This is a genomic window from Streptosporangium sp. NPDC048047 (genome assembly GCF_040653115.1).
Taxonomy (GTDB): domain Bacteria; phylum Actinomycetota; class Actinomycetes; order Streptosporangiales; family Streptosporangiaceae; genus Streptosporangium.
Window position 1 is genome coordinate 21340 of the sequence record NZ_JBEZNH010000048.1, and the last position, 16705, is coordinate 38044.

Sequence of the window (16705 nt, forward strand, 5' to 3'; positions counted from 1 at the left end):
GACGAACGCGGGCGTGGGTGTGGACGCGGGCGTGGGTGTGGACGCGGGCGTGGGCGTGGACGCGGGTGTGGAGGGGGCGAGGTGAGCGGGCAGGCGGTGGACGTCTTCCCGGCGTCCTCCGGCCAGGAGCGGATGTGGTTCCTCGCCCGCTTCGAACCCGACCTGGCCGTCTACAACATCGGCATGCTCATCCCGATGAGCGCCCGGCAGCCGGTCGATCCGCGCCGGCTGGAGAGGGCCATCGCCCGGGTGGTGCGCCGCCACGAGGTGCTGCGGACCGTCTTCGAGTTCCGCGACGGCCAGGTGGTGCAGGTCGTCACGGGCGAGTCCCCCGAGGTGCGGCTGACCGAGACCGACCTGACCCACCTGCCGGCCGAGGAGCGGGAGGCCGAGCTGGCGAGGCTCGCCAAGGCCGACGCGGCCGAGCCGTTCGCGCTGGACCGGGCGCCGCTGTGGCGGCTGCGGCAGGTGCGGATGGCCGGCGACGACCTGCGGCTGGTCTGCGTGTTCGACCACACGGTCTTCGACGGCGTGTCGAGCCTGATCTTCGTCAACGAGATGGAGGAGTGCTACGACGCGCTGGGCGAGGGCCGGGAGCCGAGGCTTCCCGAGCTGCCCATCCAGTTCGCCGACTTCGCGGCGTGGCAGCGCGGCCGGCTGACCGGGGAGTTCGTCGAGGGAGAGCTGGCCCACTGGCGGGAGCGGCTCGCCGGGATACCGGCCGACCTGGCGCTGCCCGCGGACCGGCCGCGTCCGCGCCGCCGTACCTACCACGGGGACATGCGGCTCGGCGTGTTCTCCGCGGAGCTGTCGGCGGGGGTGGAGCGGCTGGCCAAGGAGCTGAACGCGACGTTGTTCGTCGTGCTGCTCGCCGCGTTCGCGACCGTGCTGTCGCGGTGGTCCGGGCAGCGGGACATCGTGGTGGGCACGCCCATCGCGGGGCGGCTGCTGCCGGAGACCGAGCCGGTCATCGGGATGTTCGTCAACGCCGTGGCGCTCCGTACCGACCTGGGCGGCGACCCGACGTTCGCCGAGGCGGTGGCGAGGGTGCGCGACACGGTGGCCGACGCCCTGGACCACCAGGAGCTGCCGTTCGAGCGGCTGGTCGAGGCGTTGCAGCCGGCGCGTGACCTGAGCGTGCCGCCGATCTACCAGGTGATGTTCAACCTGGCGGTGGACACCAACGAGGGCCAGATCGCCAACGGCACCGCCAAGGTGGACCTGCAGCTCGACCTGAACATGCGCGGGGGGCTGCTGCACTCCCGGCTGGAGTACAGCACGGACCTGTTCGACCGGGCGACGATGGACCGGTTCGCGGCGAACCTGGAGACGCTGCTGGAGGGGGCCGTCGCCGATCCGCGCACGCCGATCTCCCGGCTGCCACTGCTCACCGCGGAGGAGCGGGAGCGGATCCTGGCGCTCGGCACGGGAACGGACGCCGGCTCCCCGCGACACGCGGCGGACACGGCGGACGCCGGGAGCACGGCCGGCCCGGAGGCGGACATCGCGGTCACGGACCCCGTGGACGCGGGCCTGGCGGACGGCGGCGCGACGCTGGGCGCGCTCGTCGAGGCCCAGGTGGCCAGGACGCCCGGCGCCCCGGCCGTGGTGGCGGGCGGCGTCACGCTGACCTACGCCGAGCTGGACGAGCGCGCCAACCGGCTGGCCCACTGGCTGCGCCGGATCGGCGTGGGCCCGGCCGCCCCGGTGGCGGTCTGCGCCGAACGGTCGGCGGATCTGGTCGTCGCCCTGCTGGCCGTGGTGAAGGCCGGCGGGGCCTACGTGCCGCTGGACCCGGAGTATCCCCGGGCGCGGCTGGCGTTCATGCTGACCGACAGCGGAGCCCGGGTGCTGCTGACCCAGCGTCACCTGCGTGACCTGCTTCCCCGGGGGGCGGTCAAGCCGGTGCTGCTGGACGAGCCCGGCGACTGGGGGGACGGGCCGTCGCACGCCCCCGCGCCGGTGACCGGGCCCGATCACCCCGCCTACGTGATCTACACCTCGGGGTCGACGGGCCGCCCCAAGGGGGTGGTCAACACCCACCGGGGCGTGGTGAACCGGCTCGCCTGGATGCAGCGCAGGTTCGGTCTCGCCCCGGGCGAGGCGGTCATGCAGAAGACCCCGGCGAGCTTCGACGTGTCGGTCTGGGAGTTCTTCTGGCCCCTGGTCACCGGGGGCGTCCTCGTCGCGGCCCGTCCCGGCGGGCACCGCGACCCGGGTCACCAGCGTGACCTCGTCAAGGAGCACGCGGTGACGACGATGCACTTCGTGCCGTCGATGCTGGCGCTGTTCCTGGAGGAGACCGGCATCGAGTCGTGCCGGTCGCTGCGGCGGGTGATCTGCAGCGGCGAGGAGCTGACGCCGCGCCTGGCGGACAGGTTCGCCGAGCGGCTGCCCGGTGTGGAGCTGCACAACCTCTACGGGCCGACGGAGGCGGCGGTGGACGTGTCGGCCTGGCGGGTGGAGCCGGGCGGGTCCCGGCACACGCTGCCGATCGGCCAGCCCATGCCCGGCAACCGGCTGTACGTCCTGGACGACCGCCTCCAGCCGGTCCCGGCGGGCGTGCCGGGGCACCTGCACATCGGCGGGACGCAGGTCGCGCTGGGTTACGCGGGACGGCCCGGCCTGACGGCCGACCGGTTCGTCCCCGACCCGTACGGCCCGCCGGGGTCGCGGATGTACGCCACCGGCGACGCGGCCCGATGGAACGGCGACGGCGACCTGGAGTTCCTGGGACGCCTGGACGACCAGGTGAAGGTGCACGGCTGGCGGGTCGAGCCGGGTGAGATCGAGGCGCTGCTCGCCGAGCACCCGAAGGTGCGGCGGGCGGTGGTGGCGCTGCGCGACGACGCCCCGGGCGGGCGCGGCCTGGTCGCCTACGTCGACTGGGCCGGCGATCCCGGCGCGCTCACCGCCGACCTGCGCAGGCACCTGACCGGGAAGCTGCCCGCCGCGCTCGTCCCCCAGGCGTTCGTGGGGATCGACGACGTCCCGCTGACGCCCGGCGGCAAGCTCGACCGTGCCGCGCTGCCGTCGCCGGGCGGTGCGGGACGGGCGGACCTCGGCACGCCGTACACGGCGGCGCGCACCCCGCTGGAGGAGGAGCTGTGCGTGCTCTGGGGTGAGTTGCTGGGCCGGGACCGGATCGGCGTCGACGACGACTTCTTCCAGCTCGGCGGGCACTCGCTGCTGGCGGTGTCGCTGGTCACCCGCTACCGGGAGGGCTACGGCGTGGAGATGCCGCTGCGGCGCTGCTTCGAGGCCACCACGGTGGCCGAGCACGCGCTGGCCCTGCTGGAGCTGCGGATGAGTGGAGACGACGAGCTGGAGGAACTGCTGGCCGCGTTGGAGGACCCGGCGGATGGGTGACGGTGATCTGAGGGCGAGGCTCGCGCGGCTGAGTCCCGAGCAGCGGGCGGCGCTGGAGGAGAAGCTGCGGGGGAAGGCGGCGCCGCGGCGGGAGGAGATCCCGTCGCGGCCGGACGCCGGCGGTCCGGCGCCGCTGTCCTTCGGGCAGGAGCGGCTGTGGTTCCTGCAGCGGCTCGACCCGGCCGACGCCTCCTACAACATGTTCATGGTGCAGCGGCTGCGCGGGCCGGTCTCGGTGGACGCGCTGCGCCACGCCTTCGGCCGGCTGGTGGAGCGGCACGAGACGCTGCGCGCCCGCTTCACCGTCCGCGAGGGGCGCCCCGTGCAGGAGGCGGGTCCGCCGGAGCCGGTCGAGCCGGAGGTCTTCGACCTCGGCGACGCCCCGGCGGCCGAGCGGGAGGGCCTCGCGACGAGGCTGGTCGCCGACCTCACGAACCGGCCGTTCGACCTCGCGGCCGGGCCGCTGCTGCGGGTCCACCTGATCACGATGTCCCCGTCCGACCACGTGCTGTGCGTGGTGCTGCACCACATCGTGGCCGACGGCTGGTCGCTGAAGATCCTGCTGCGCGAGTTCGCCGACTGCTACGCCGCCCGGCTGGAGGGGCGCGAGGCCGGGCTGCCGCCCGTCCCGCTGCGCTACTCCGACTACGCGGCCTGGCAGCGGGAGCGGGTGGACGAGGCCGCCGTGCGGAGGCAGCTCGATTACTGGAGCGGGCGGCTCGCCGGGGTGCCGGTCCTCGACGTCCCCGCCGACCGGCCCCGGCCGGCGGTGCGCTCGTCGAGCGGCGGCTACGCGGTGCGGCGGCTCGGCGGCGGGCTGACCGCCCGGCTGGAACGGCTGGCCGCCGAGGAGCGGTGCACGCCGTTCATGGTGCTGCTGGCGGCGTTCCAGGCGCTGCTCGGGGCGCACTCCGGGCAGGACGACGTGTGCGTCGGCTCGGTGATCGCCGGGCGGGACCGTCCCGAGCTGGAGCGGGTCGTCGGGTTCTTCCCGAACACGCTCGCGCTGCGCGGCGACCTGTCCGGCGACCCCGGCTTCCGGGAGTTGCTCGGCCGCGTCCGGACGGTCGTGCTGGAGGCGTTCGCCCACCAGGACATCCCGTTCGAGCGGCTGCTGAACGAGCTTCGGGTCGAGCGTGACCTGAGCACCACGCCGCTGTTCCAGGCCATGTTCGTGATGCAGGACCGGGAGGCGTCGGAACTGGAGATCGCCGGGGTCGAGACGGAGGTGTTCGACCCGGGGGCGCGCCAGGCGAAGTTCGACCTGATGCTGGACGTGACGCCGCGCTCCGGCTCGCTGTACGCGATGCTGTCCTACAACGCCGACCTGTTCGAGGACGGCACGGTCTCCAGGATGCTGCGCCGGTACGAGCGGATGCTGGAGGCCGTGGTCGACGACCGCGACATCCCGCTGTCGCGGCTGCGCGCCGCGATGCTGCTGCCCGAGGACCGCGTCCCGGCCGTCACCGCGTCCCTGCCGTCCTCCCGGTGGACCGGCGCGTCCGCCGCGCACGACACGGACAGCGCGGGCGGCGCGGACGGCGCGGTGGACCCAGGGGGCGCGGAGGGCACGCGCGGCGGGCCCGGCGCGGGCCGTACGGGGGACGCGGATCATGCGGACGGCGCGGCGGCGGTGCTGGACCTGTTCGACGAGCGGGCGCGACTCGCCCCGGACGCGGTCGCGGTCAGCCACGGCGACCGGCGGCTCGGTTACGGCGAGCTGCGCGACCGCGCGGAGCGGCTGGCGGCGCGGCTGGTCTCCGCCGGGGTGACGGCCGAGACGGTGGTCGGGGTGTGCGCCCGTCGGAGCCCCGAGCTGATCGTCGCCCTGCTGGCCGTACTGAAGGCGGGCGGCGCCTACCTCCCCCTGGACCCGGCCCATCCCGCCGGGCGGCTGCGCTGGATGCTGCGCGACGCGCGGGCGTCGCTGCTGCTCGCCCAGGACGGCCTGCTCGAGTGCGACGACCTGCCGGTGATCACTCTGGACGGCGTCGCGGACGGCCCGCCGGGGGCCATCCTGAACGGCGCAGCGGACGACCTTCCGGGGAGGACTCCGGGCGGCGCAGCGGACGACCTTCCGGGGAGGGCCCCGGGCGGCGCAGCGGACGGCCCGCCGCCCGCGGCCCCCTCCCCCGCCCCGATGTCCGCCGTCCCGCCGGTGACCGGATCGGCGGCCGGCTCGGCGGCCCTGGCGTACGTGATCTACACCTCCGGGTCGACCGGCCGGCCCAAGGGCGTGGAGGTCGAACGGCGCGCGCTGGACGCGCGCGTCGCGTGGATGCGCCGCGAGTACGGCATCCGGCCCGGTGACCGGGTGCTGCAGTTCGCCTCCGCCGGGTTCGACACCCACGCCGAGGAGGTCTACCCCGCGCTCACCTCGGGGGCGGAGCTGGTGCTGGCCCCCGACGAGCCGCTGCCCGACTTCCTGCGGACCCCGCGGGGGCGGTCGCTGACCGTCATCGACCTGCCCACCTCCTACTGGCAGGAGCTGACCGCCGCCCGCGTCGCGTGGCCCGAGACGCTGCGGCTGCTCATCCTGGGCGCCGATCCGCTGCCCGCCCCGGCGCTCGCCGCCTGGTACGCCGAGCACGGCGAGCGGGTCACCCTGGTCAACAGCTACGGCCCCACCGAGACGACGATCATCGCCACCGCCGCGGAGCTGGATCCCTCCGAGGCGTCCCGGCGGCCCACCGTGGGCCACGCGCTCACCGGCGGCCGCGTCCACGTGCTGGACGAGCACGGCTCGCCGGTACCGGTCGGGGTGGCCGGCGAGCTGTGCGTCGGCGGAGCCGGGGTGGGACGCGGCTACCGGGGGGCGCCGGCGCTGACCGCCTCCCGGTTCGTCCCGGACCCGTACGGCCCTGCGGGGTCGCGTCTCTACCGCACCGGTGACCGGGCGCGGCTGCGCCCGGACGGGCGGGTGGAGATCCTCGGCCGCGTCGACCGGCAGGTCAAGGTCCGCGGCTACCGGATCGAGCCCGGTGAGATCGAGGAGCGCCTCCTGGCCCTCCCCGGGGTCGCCCAGGCGGTGGTGACGGTCCGGGAGGACACCCCCGGCGACCGCCGCCTGGTCGCCTACGTCGTGCCCCGGGAGGCATCCGTGCCCCGGGAGGCGTCGCGTCTCGCGGAGGCGTCCGTGCCCCAGGCTTCGCGTCTCGCGGAGGCGGAGGACGGGCTGCTCGCGCGTCTGGCGGCGGAGCTGCCGCCGTACATGGTGCCCGGCGCGGTCGTGACCGTGGACCGGATCCCGCTGACCCCGTCGGGCAAGGTCGACCAGGCGGCGCTGCCCGCTCCCGGGCCACGCGCGGGGCACGACCACCTGCCCCCGGCCACCGCCACCGAGGAACTGGTGTGCTCGGTGTGGGCCGAGGTGCTCGGGGCCGGGAAGGTCGGCGCGCTCGACGACTTCTTCCGGCTCGGCGGCCACTCGCTGCTGGCCACCCGGGCGGTCGCCCGGCTCTCGGCCGCGACGGGACTGGACGTGCCGCTCAAGCTCGTCTTCACCCATCCGTCGGCCCGGCGGCTCGCCCGCGAGCTGGACCTGCTCGCCGGGAACGGTCAGGACGGCGAGCCGGACCCGCCCGCCGGGGACCGCCGGGCGGCCCCCGCCCTGCCCAGACGGCCGGAGGGCACGGCGCCGCCGCTGTCGTTCGCGCAGGAACGCATCTGGTTCATGGAGGAGCTCACCCCCGGCACCCCGACGTACGTGCTGCCCGCCGCGGTACGGCTGCGCGGGCCGGTGGACGCCGCGGCCGTGCAGGACCGGCTGGACGACGCCGTGACCCGGCACGAGAGCCTTCGCATGCGTTTCCCCGCCGCCCCGGACGGGCGGCCGGAGGTTCGGATCGTCCCCGCCGGGCATCCGGACGCGCGGGTCCTACTGCGGGTCGCCGAGGCCGCCTCCGCCGAGGAGGCGCGCGGGATCGCCGACGCCGAGGCGGAGCGCCCCTTCGACCTGACCGCGGGTCCGCTGCTGCGGGTGACGCTGCTGCGGCTCGGGCCCGCCGACCACGTCCTGGTGGTCGCCGTGCACCACATCGTCGCCGACGGCTGGTCGGCGGAGATCCTGCTCGGCGAACTGCTCGGCGAGGCGCGGCGGCCGGGTGAGCCGGACAGGCCGGACAGGCCGGACAGGCCGGACAGGCGGGACGAGCCGCGCGCCGGGTACGGCGACTACGCGCTCCGGCAGCGCGAGCGGCTGGCCGGGCCGTACCTGGAGCGGCACCTGGACTTCTGGCGCGAGGAGCTGGCCGGGCTGCCCGCGCTGGACCTGCCGGCGGACGCGCCCAGGGCCGTACGGCCGGCGCACCGGGGCGCGTGGCACGACCTGCGGCTGGACGCCGGCCTCGTCGCCGGGCTGGCGGAGCGGGCCCGCGCCCGCGGCGCGACCCTCTACATGGCGCTGCTGGCGGCGTTCCAGGCGACGCTCGCCCGCTGGTCAGGGCAGCGCGACTTCGCGGTGGCCTCACCGCTGTCCGGGCGGGACCTGGCCGAGCTGGAGGACATGGTCGGGTTGTTCGTCAACCTGCTGCCGATGCGGGCCCGCCTGTCCGGCGACCCCGGCTTCGGGGAGCTGCTCGACCGCACCCGGGACGCCGTGCTGGAGGTCTACGCCCACCAGGAGCTGCCGTTCGAGAAGCTCGTCGCCGAACTGGACGTGGCCAGGGACACCAGCCGCCCGCCGCTGGCGCAGGCGCTGTTCGCCCTGCAGAGCTACCTGGACGCGGTGCCCGGGACGGGCTCCCCGGGTTCCCCGGGTTCTCCGGGTTCTCCGGCCCCCGTGGAGTCTCCGGGAGCCGCGGGTGCCGTGAACCCGGCGGGCTCGGCGGGGGCGCGCGGCGGGCGGCGGGCGGAGCCGTTCGCGTTGCGCACCACCACGGCCCGGTTCGACCTGGAGCTGTACGCCGCGGAGACCGGTGACGGCGTGGCGGCCAGGTTCGTCTACGACCGCGACCTGTTCCGGCCGGACACCGTCGAGCGTCTCGCCGGCGGTTTCCTGGCGCTGCTCCGCGCCGTCGCCGACGCCCCGGACACCCCGCTGTCGGAGCTGGAGGTGCTCCTGCCCGAGGAGCGGGACCTGGTGCTGAACCGGTGGAACGCCACCCGCCGCGACCATCCGGGCGGCACGCTGCACGGCCTGTTCGAGGAGCAGGCGGCGCGCACCCCCGACGCCCCGGCGGTGGTGTCCGAGGACGGGACGCTGACCTACGCCGAACTGGACGCCCGGTCGGCGCTGCTGGCCGCCCGCCTGGCCGCCGGCGGGACGGGGCCGGACTCCGTGGTCGCCGTCCACGCCGAACGCTCGCTCGACCTGCCCGTGCGGCTGCTCGCCGTACTCAAGGCGGGCGGGGGCTACCTGCCCCTGGACCCGGGCCTGCCGGAGCGGCGCGTCCGGCTCATGCTGGACGAGGCCGGCGCGACGGAGCTCAACGCGGTCCTGGAGCGGGCCCCCGGACCGATGCCGTCCGCCGGGCACGCCCCGGAGGGCACCTCGAACGGCACCTTGGCCGGCACCTCGAAGGACGGCCCGGAGGACGCCGCCGAGGACACCGGGACGGGTACCGCGGAGGGCACGGCGGCGCCGGGATCCGGTTCCGGCTTCGCGGCGTTCCCCGGTAGGGACGTCCCGGAGGACTCCCTCGCGTATGTGATCTTCACGTCCGGATCGACCGGCCGGCCCAAGGGCGTCGGCGTCTCCCACCGCGCCATCGTCAACCGGCTCCGCTGGATGCAGGACACCTACCGCCTCACCCCCGACGACCGGGTCCTGCACAAGACCCCGGCCGGGTTCGACGTGTCGGTGTGGGAGCTGTTCTGGCCGCTGATCACCGGCGCGGCGCTGGTGGTCGCCCGGCCGGATGGTCATCGCGACCCTGCCTACCTGCGCGACCTCGTGCGGAGCCGGGGCGTCACCACGGCGCACTTCGTGCCGTCCATGCTGGCCGCCTTCACCGCCGAGGAGGGGATCGAGGGCTGCCGGTCGCTGCGGCGGGTGATCTGCAGCGGTGAGGAGCTGACGGCCGCCGCCGCGCGGCGGCTGACCGACCGGCTGCCCGGGGTGGAGCTGCACAACCTGTACGGTCCCACCGAGGCCGCGGTGGACGTCTCCTGGCACCGTTACGCGCCGGGTGAGGAGACCGTGCCGATCGGCCGCCCGGTGGACAACACCCGGCTGTACGTGCTGGACGAGGCGCTGCGGCCGGTGCCGGTGGGCACGCCGGGGCAGCTGTTCATCGGCGGCGTCCAGCTCGCCCGCGGCTACCTCGCCAGACCCGCCCTCACCGCCGAACGCTTCGTCCCCGACCCCTACGGACCCCCCGGATCCCGCCTCTACGCCACCGGAGACCGCGCCCGATGGCGACCCGACGGCGAACTCGACTACCTCGGCCGCCTCGACGACCAACTCAAGATCCGCGGCATGCGCGTCGAACCCGGCGAGATCGAAGCCGTACTCGCCCGGCATCCCGGCCTGGAGGCGTCCGCGGTCGGCGTGTGGCGTGACGCCGCCGGGCCGCGCCTGGTCGGCTACACGGTCTGGCGCGACGGAACCGGCGGCTCCCCCGATCCCCGCGAGTGGCTCCGCCGGGAGCTGCCCGAGCACATGGTCCCGTCGGCGTGGGTGACGCTGGACGCCCTGCCGCTCACCGCCAACGGCAAGCTCGACCGGGCCGCGCTGCCCCCGCCGGACGGCCGCGGCGGGCTTCCCGCGGAGCCGCCCCGCACCGGCGCGGAACGCGACGTGGCCGAGGTGTGGCGGGAGGTGCTGGGCGTGGAGGGGATCGGCCGCGACGACGGGTTCTTCGCCATGGGCGGCGACTCCATCCGCAGCCTGTCGGTGGTGGCCGGGCTACGGCGCAGGGGCTACGAACTCGACCTGCAGCGGCTGTTCACCCACCAGACCGTCGCGGAACTGGCCTCCGCCCTCACCCGCGCGGACGGCCCCGCACCGGCCGGCACGCCCGCGACGGAGGCGTTCGGCCTGCTCAGCCCGGAGGACCTGGCCAAACTCGGGAAAGGCGACCGATGATCGAGGACGCGTATCCGCTGGCCGCGCTGCAGGCCGGCATGCTGTACCACAGCGAGCTCGACACCGGCGGCTCCACCTACCACGACCTGATGACGATCACCGTGCGCGGCGGCCTCGACGCGGCCGCGCTGGAGCGGGCGCTGGCCGAGGTCGCCGCCCGGCACCCGGTGCTGCGCACCTCCTTCGACCTGACCGGGTTCAGCGAGCCGCTGCAGCTCGTCCACGACACGGCCGTCATCCCGCTGGAGGTCGCCGACCTGCGCGGCGACGGGGCGCGGGAGCGGCTGGCCGAGTGGCGGGAGGCGGAGAAGCGCACCGGGTTCGACTGGGCGTCTCCCCCGCTGATGCGCGCCTGCGCGCACGTGCTGGACGACGGCGAGTTCGCGTTCAGCCTCAGCTTCCACCACGCGATCCTCGACGGCTGGAGCGTCGCCGCCCTGGTCACCGAGATCCTGCGCCGCTACACCGCCGGTTCCCGGGAACGGCCCGGCGACCAGGAGGGGCGGTCCGCTGGCCTCGCGCCGCCGCGGGCGGCGTTCCGGGACCTGGTCGCGGCCGAACGGGCCGCCGTGGCCTCGGAGGAGGCGCGGGAGTTCTGGCGGGAACGGGTGACGGACGCCCCGGACAGCCGCCTGCCGCGGCTGCCCGGGTTCCCCTCGGACGGGCCGCGCACCGCCGAGGTGCTGGCCGTACCGGTGCCGGCGTCCGCGGTGGCCGCGCTGGAACGCGACGCCCGTGAGCTGCGGGTCCCGCCGCGCACGATCCTGCTGACGGCCTACCTGCTGGCGCTCGGCCTGGTGACCGGCGAGCGGGAGGTGATGACCGGCGTGCTGGGGCACGGCAGGCCGGAGAGCGAGGGCGGCGGCGAGGTTCTCGGCCTGTTCCTCAACACGCTGCCGCTGCGGGTGCGGCTGGACGCCGCCGACCGGGCCGAGCTGGTGCGGCGGGTGTTCGACGCCGAGGTGGCGGCCGTGCCGTACCGGCACTATCCGCTGTTCGAGATCCAGCGGCTCGCCGGCCGCTCCCCCCTGTTGGACACGTTGTTCGATTTCAGGGACTTCCACGTGTACGGCGGGCTGCCCGAGGACGGCCCGGCCGTCACCGGGCAGGAGTTCTTCGAGCAGACCGACGTGCCGTGCACGGTGGCCTTCGTCCGGGTCCCGGGCGGCGGGCTGACGCTCACCGTCTCCTACGACGGCGCGCAGTTCCCGCGCGGGCAGATGGATTCCCTGGCCGCGCACGTGCTGGAGGCGGTCACCGGTGCGCCGGAGATCGGCGAGGCCGACGTCGCGGCGATCACCCGCTGGAACGCGACCGGCCGCGACCACGCCGGAGGCACCCTGCACGGCCTGGTGCTCGCCCGCGCGGCCGTGACCCCGGACGCCCCGGCGGTGGGCTTCGCGGGAGAGTGGATCACCTACGGCGAGCTGTCGCGGCGGGCGGCGCGGGTGGCGGCGGCGCTGCGCGACGCCGGGGTGCGGGCCGACGAGCCGGTCGGCGTCCACCTGGAGCGGAGCCTGGACCTGCCGGCCGCCCTGCTGGGCGTGCTGGCGGCCGGCGGCGCCTACCTGCCGCTGGAGCCGGGGCACCCGGCCGGGCGGCTGCGGGACATGCTGGCCGACGCCGGCGCCTCGGTGGTGCTCACCTCCGCCGCCCTGGCCGGGCAGGCCCCGCCGGCCGCCCGTACGGTGACGCTGCCGGACGGCTGGGACGGCGAGCCGCTCCCGGAGGGCCACCGGTACGGCGAGCCGCTCCCGGAGGACTCCCTCGCGTATGTGATCTTCACGTCCGGATCGACCGGCCGGCCCAAGGGCGTCGGCGTCTCCCACCGCGCCATCGTCAACCGGCTCCGCTGGATGCAGGACACCTACCGCCTCACCCCGGCCGACCGGGTCCTGCACAAGACGCCGATGTCGTTCGACGTGTCGGTGTGGGAGCTGTTCTGGCCGCTGGTCACCGGCGCGGGGCTGGTGGTCGCCGAGCCGGGCGTCCACTACGACCCCGGCCGCATCGCCGGGCTGATCGCCGGCGAGGGGGTCACCACGGCGCATTTCGTGCCGTCGATGCTGGAGGCGTTCCTCGACCTGCCGGAGGACCTGCTGAGGGGGCTTCCAGCAGACCGTGACCTGCCGCCCGACCGTGACCTGCCGGCGGACCACGGCCTTCCGGCGGACAGTGACCTGCCGGCGGACCCGGTGGGCGACCTCCCGGAGGCTTCGCCGGGGAACCCGCCGGAGGACCTGCTCGGGGACCTGCCGGAACCGTCCGCGGGCGGGCTGCGCAGGGTCGTGTGCTCGGGTGAGGCGCTCCCGGCCGACCTGATGCGCCGTTTCGCCGGCCGGCTGCCCGGGGTGGAGCTGCACAACCTGTACGGCCCCACCGAGGCCGCGGTGGACGTCTCCTGGCACCGGTGCGACCCGGCCGAGCAGGTGGTCCCGATCGGCCGGCCGGTGGACAACACCCGGCTGGAGGTGCTCGACGAGCGGATGGCGCGGGTGCCGGTGGGCACGCCGGGGCAGCTGTTCATCGGCGGCGTCCAGCTCGCCCGCGGCTACCTCGCCAGACCCGCCCTCACCGCCGAACGCTTCGTCCCCGACCCCGACGGACCCCCCGGATCCCGCCTCTACGCCACCGGAGACCGCGCCCGATGGCGACCCGACGGCGAACTCGACTACCTCGGCCGCCTCGACGACCAACTCAAGATCCGCGGCATGCGCGTCGAACCCGGCGAGATCGAAGCCGCCCTGCTCGACCAGCCCGAGGTGCGCGCCGCCGTGGTCGTCGCCGCCGGTGACCGCCTGGTCGGCTACGTCGTGACCGGCGGCGCCGAGGTGGAGTGGCGGTCACGGCTGCGGAACCGGCTGCCCGAGCACATGATCCCGTCGGCGTGGGTCACGCTGGACGCCCTGCCGCTCACCGCCAACGGCAAGCTCGACCGGGCCGCGCTGCCCGAGCCTGAACGGCCGGAGCCGGACCGGTACCGGGTGCCGCCCAGGGATCCGGTGGAGGGCCGGCTGGCCGCCGTCTGGGAGGACGTGCTCGGCGTCACCGCGGTCGGCGTGTTCGACGACTTCTTCGACCTGGGCGGGCACTCGCTGCTGGCGTTGCGGCTGGCCACGCGGATCCGGCGGGAGTTCGGCAGGGAGCTGCCGGTGGCCGCCGTGCTGGCCTCGCCGACCGTCGCGGGCCTCGCCGATCTGCTGCGCGGCCCGGAGGACCTGTCGGCCGGGCAGCGGATCGTCACGCTCAACGCCGGCGGCGACCGGCCGCCGATCTTCCTGGTGCACGCGCTCGGCGGGCAGGTCTTCCGTTACCTGCCGCTGGCCCGCAGGCTCGGCCCCGACCAGCCGGTGTACGCGATCGCCGCGAGCGGCCTGGCCTCCGGCGAGGACCCTCACCCGACCATGGCCGAGATGGTCGACGACTACGTGGCGCGGCTGCGTGAGCTGCGGCCGGCCGGGCCGTACGTGCTGGGCGGCTTCTGCATCGGCGGCAACATCGCGCTGGAGATCGCCAGGCGGCTGCGCGCCCTCGGGGAGGAGGTGCCGCTGGTGGTGCTGTTCTACTCCGACGCCGACGAGCCGGTGATCACCAGCTCGCTGGAGGACGACGCCTCGCTCATGACGCACGCGCTGGCCGGCGGGCCGCTGGAGACGAATGCCGCCGAGTTCGCGGGCCTCGGCCCGGAGGAGATGCTGCTGGCGGTCATCGAGGCCGCCGGCCGGGAGCGGCGGCTGGCCCCGGACACCGCCGACGTCGAGCAGGCGCGGCGCTACCTGCGGGTGTTCCGGGCCAACGCGCACGCCGTCGGCCGCTACCGCCACGAGCCCTACGACGGGGACGTGGCGCTGTTCGCGCCCGTCGGCGATCGGCCCGACCTGGGCTGGAGGTCCGTGGTCAAGGGGACGCTCGCGATCGAGCCCATCCCCGGCGAGCGCGTGGTCGTCCTTTTCGAACCCCTGGTCGCCGAGGCGGCCGCCAAAGTGAGGAGCTGGATCGACGATGGTGTCACCGGAGGCTGAGCGCACGCGGGAGGACTCGTCCCCCCAGGAGGCCGGGAACGTGCGGGAGGCCGACACCCCCGAGACCCCCGAGACCTCCGGGGCGGCCGGGGACGGGCACGGCGGAGACGAGCGGGCCGGGGACGGGCCCGCCCACGCCGGATCCGGACCCGGGGGCGGGGGCACGCTCTGGGGCAACCACGACTTCCTGCGGCTCTGGGCCGGGCAGGCCCTGTCCCAGGCCGGATCGCAGATCTCCTACGTGGCGATCCCGCTCATCGCCGTCGTCACCCTGGGCGCGAGCGCGACCGAGATGGGAGTGCTCGGCGCGCTGGTACGGCTGCCGATGCTGGGGTTCCTGCTGTTCGGCGTCTACGTCGACCGGATGCGCAAGCGCCCGGTGCTGATCTGGACCGACCTCGGCCGGGCCGTGGTGCTGGCGCTGGTGCCGCTGCTGTACGTGATGGACTCCCTGACGCTGGGCGCGCTGTACGCGGTGGTGTTCGCGCTCAGCCTGCTGTCGGTGCTCTTCCAGGTCGCCTACCGCTCCTACTTCCCCTCGCTGGTGCCGCTGTCGCACCTGGCGGAGGGCAACGGCAAGCTTCAGCTCAGCGAGTCGCTGGCGCAGACCGCCGGTCCGGGCGCGGCGTCGGCGCTGCTGAAGGTCATGGCCGCGCCGATGCTGATCCTGATCGACGTGTTCTCCTACCTGTTCTCCGCGGTGGCGGTGCTGCTGATCCGCCGTCCCGAGGCGCGGCCCGAGCCGGACGACGAGACGGCCGGCAGTGTGCACCGGGCCATCTGGGCGGGGTTCCGCTGGGTGATGACGCAGCCGATGATCCGCCCGCTGGCGATCGCCAGCGGCCTGTACTCGTTCTTCGTCATGGGCGCGATGCAGTCGATCTACATCCTGTTCCTGCTCAGGGGCGGCCCCGACCTGCCGCCGGAGTGGGTGGGAGCCGTCATGGCGACCGGCGGGGTGGGCGCGATCCTCGGCGCGACGTTGTCGGTGCGGACGATGCGCCGCCTGGGCATCGGCCCGACCCTGCTGTGGAGCACGGTGATCGGCAACTGCTCGCTGCTGCTGGTGCCGTTCGCCTCCGGCTCCGTCTGGACGGCCGCGGTGATGCTCGGCGCGTCCCAGTTCGTCGTCTGGGCCTGCAACCAGGTCTTCTTCGTCAGCAACATGACGTTGGTGCAGTCGATCACTCCGCCGCGCCTGCAGGCCAGGGTGATCGGCACGATCTACTCCCTCGGCCTGATCCCCGCGCCGCTCGGGGCGCTGGGCGCCGGCCTGCTGGGTGACGCCGTCGGCCTGCGCTTCGCCATCCTCGTCGCGGTCGTCGCCGGCGCCATCCTGCCGATCCTGCTGCTGGTCTTCTCCCCCATCCCCCGGACGAAGGAGATCCCCGCCGGGCCGCAGCGGTAGGAGCCGCCAGGGGTTCGGATCATGCGGTCGAGGTGAGGAAGCCTCGGCCGCATGACCGGGCCTCGGAGATGGAGTCCGGCCTCGTGGCCCTCCGGGCTCCCGCCGTGACGGGCGGCCAGACCTTGATCGTCTGGAAACGGTGTCCGGCGGTCAGGGCAGGCGGACACCGGCGACGATCCTGCCGAGTTCGGCGACGAGCGGCGTGCTGGCCATCACGGTGACGACGACCCCCTTCCGCTCGACCCAGCCGACGTACCGTCCGGCGCCGAGCGCGCCGTCGCCCTCCTTCGTCAGCACCCGGCGGCCGCCGATCGTCGCGGTCCTCACGTCTCCGGTGAAGGTTCCGTAGGTCACGGGGAGGCGCCTCAGGTTCGTGAGCCTCTCGGCGTCCGGCCAGCACAGCACGCGCACCCACAGGCTCCGCTGTGCGGGGTCGGCGTTCGCCCGGTCGTCCCCCCACTGGTAGCCGTACTCGGTGACGCCGTCGTGCCTGCCGGTCACCACCCCGCCGTAGGTGAAGCCCTTGGGGATGTGGCCGACGCGTACGCCTTTGATGGCGGTGGCGCCCCTCGGGGGCTCGTCGATCCTGGTGTCGTTGGAGCGCCTGATCTCCGCCCTGCTCGGGGCGGGGCAGGCGGCCCCGCTTCCGGTGGCCGCGTGGGCGGAGGACGCGGCGGACAACGTCGTGGCGGAGGCCACGGCCAGGGCGGCGGCGGTGAGTGTCTTGGTCATCGTGTTCACGTATGGATTGGATGCGGCGGACGGGACAGAAGTTCGTCCCTCCTTTCCACCGCGGTCACGGCACGAGCCCGGGTGAAGGGCCGTGGAACCGTCGGCACCCCTCAGAGCCACGTCGGCCAGATCGGCACGGGAGGTGAG

5 protein-coding genes are annotated in these 16705 nt (G+C 75.0%); 4 read left to right on the top strand and 1 reads right to left on the bottom strand.

The window, feature by feature from the left end:
• Positions 1 to 81: 81 nt before the first annotated feature.
• From AB0D67_RS30185 to AB0D67_RS30200, 4 genes are read left to right on the top strand one after another with little or no spacing between them, the layout of a single operon-like run.
• Complete coding sequence (locus tag AB0D67_RS30185; protein WP_362943460.1) at positions 82 to 3369, top strand: amino acid adenylation domain-containing protein; 3288 nt, start codon at positions 82 to 84, stop codon at positions 3367 to 3369.
• Positions 3362 to 10396, top strand: coding sequence for an amino acid adenylation domain-containing protein (locus AB0D67_RS30190; protein ID WP_362943464.1), 7035 nt, complete (start codon positions 3362 to 3364; stop codon positions 10394 to 10396). Before AB0D67_RS30185 ends, AB0D67_RS30190 begins: the two co-directional genes overlap by 8 nt.
• Positions 10393 to 14418 carry an AMP-binding protein gene (locus tag AB0D67_RS30195; RefSeq protein ID WP_362943467.1) on the top strand — a complete coding sequence of 1342 codons (4026 nt, stop codon included), beginning with the start codon at positions 10393 to 10395 and terminating at the stop codon, positions 14416 to 14418. Before AB0D67_RS30190 ends, AB0D67_RS30195 begins: the two co-directional genes overlap by 4 nt.
• A complete protein-coding gene (locus AB0D67_RS30200) occupies positions 14399 to 15826 on the top strand; it encodes an MFS transporter (RefSeq protein WP_362943470.1) in 1428 nt (475 codons plus the stop codon). Before AB0D67_RS30195 ends, AB0D67_RS30200 begins: the two co-directional genes overlap by 20 nt.
• A 150-nt stretch (positions 15827 to 15976) precedes the next feature.
• Here the strand turns inward: AB0D67_RS30200 and AB0D67_RS30205 are convergent, their stop codons facing one another.
• Positions 15977 to 16558 carry a hypothetical protein gene (locus AB0D67_RS30205; RefSeq protein ID WP_362943473.1) on the bottom strand — a complete coding sequence of 194 codons (582 nt, stop codon included), beginning with the start codon at positions 16556 to 16558 and terminating at the stop codon, positions 15977 to 15979.
• Between the last annotated feature and the right edge of the window lie 147 nt (positions 16559 to 16705).

What these genes read in the sequence shown, in the direction of transcription:
- AB0D67_RS30205 (WP_362943473.1), bottom strand. Translation starts at nt 16,558, where the DNA reads ATGACCAAGACACTCACCGCCGCCGCCCTGGCCGTGGCCTCCGCCACG.
- AB0D67_RS30190 (WP_362943464.1), top strand. Translation starts at nt 3,362, where the DNA reads ATGGGTGACGGTGATCTGAGGGCGAGGCTCGCGCGGCTGAGTCCCGAG.
- AB0D67_RS30195 (WP_362943467.1), top strand. Translation starts at nt 10,393, where the DNA reads ATGATCGAGGACGCGTATCCGCTGGCCGCGCTGCAGGCCGGCATGCTG.
- AB0D67_RS30200 (WP_362943470.1), top strand. Translation starts at nt 14,399, where the DNA reads ATGGTGTCACCGGAGGCTGAGCGCACGCGGGAGGACTCGTCCCCCCAG.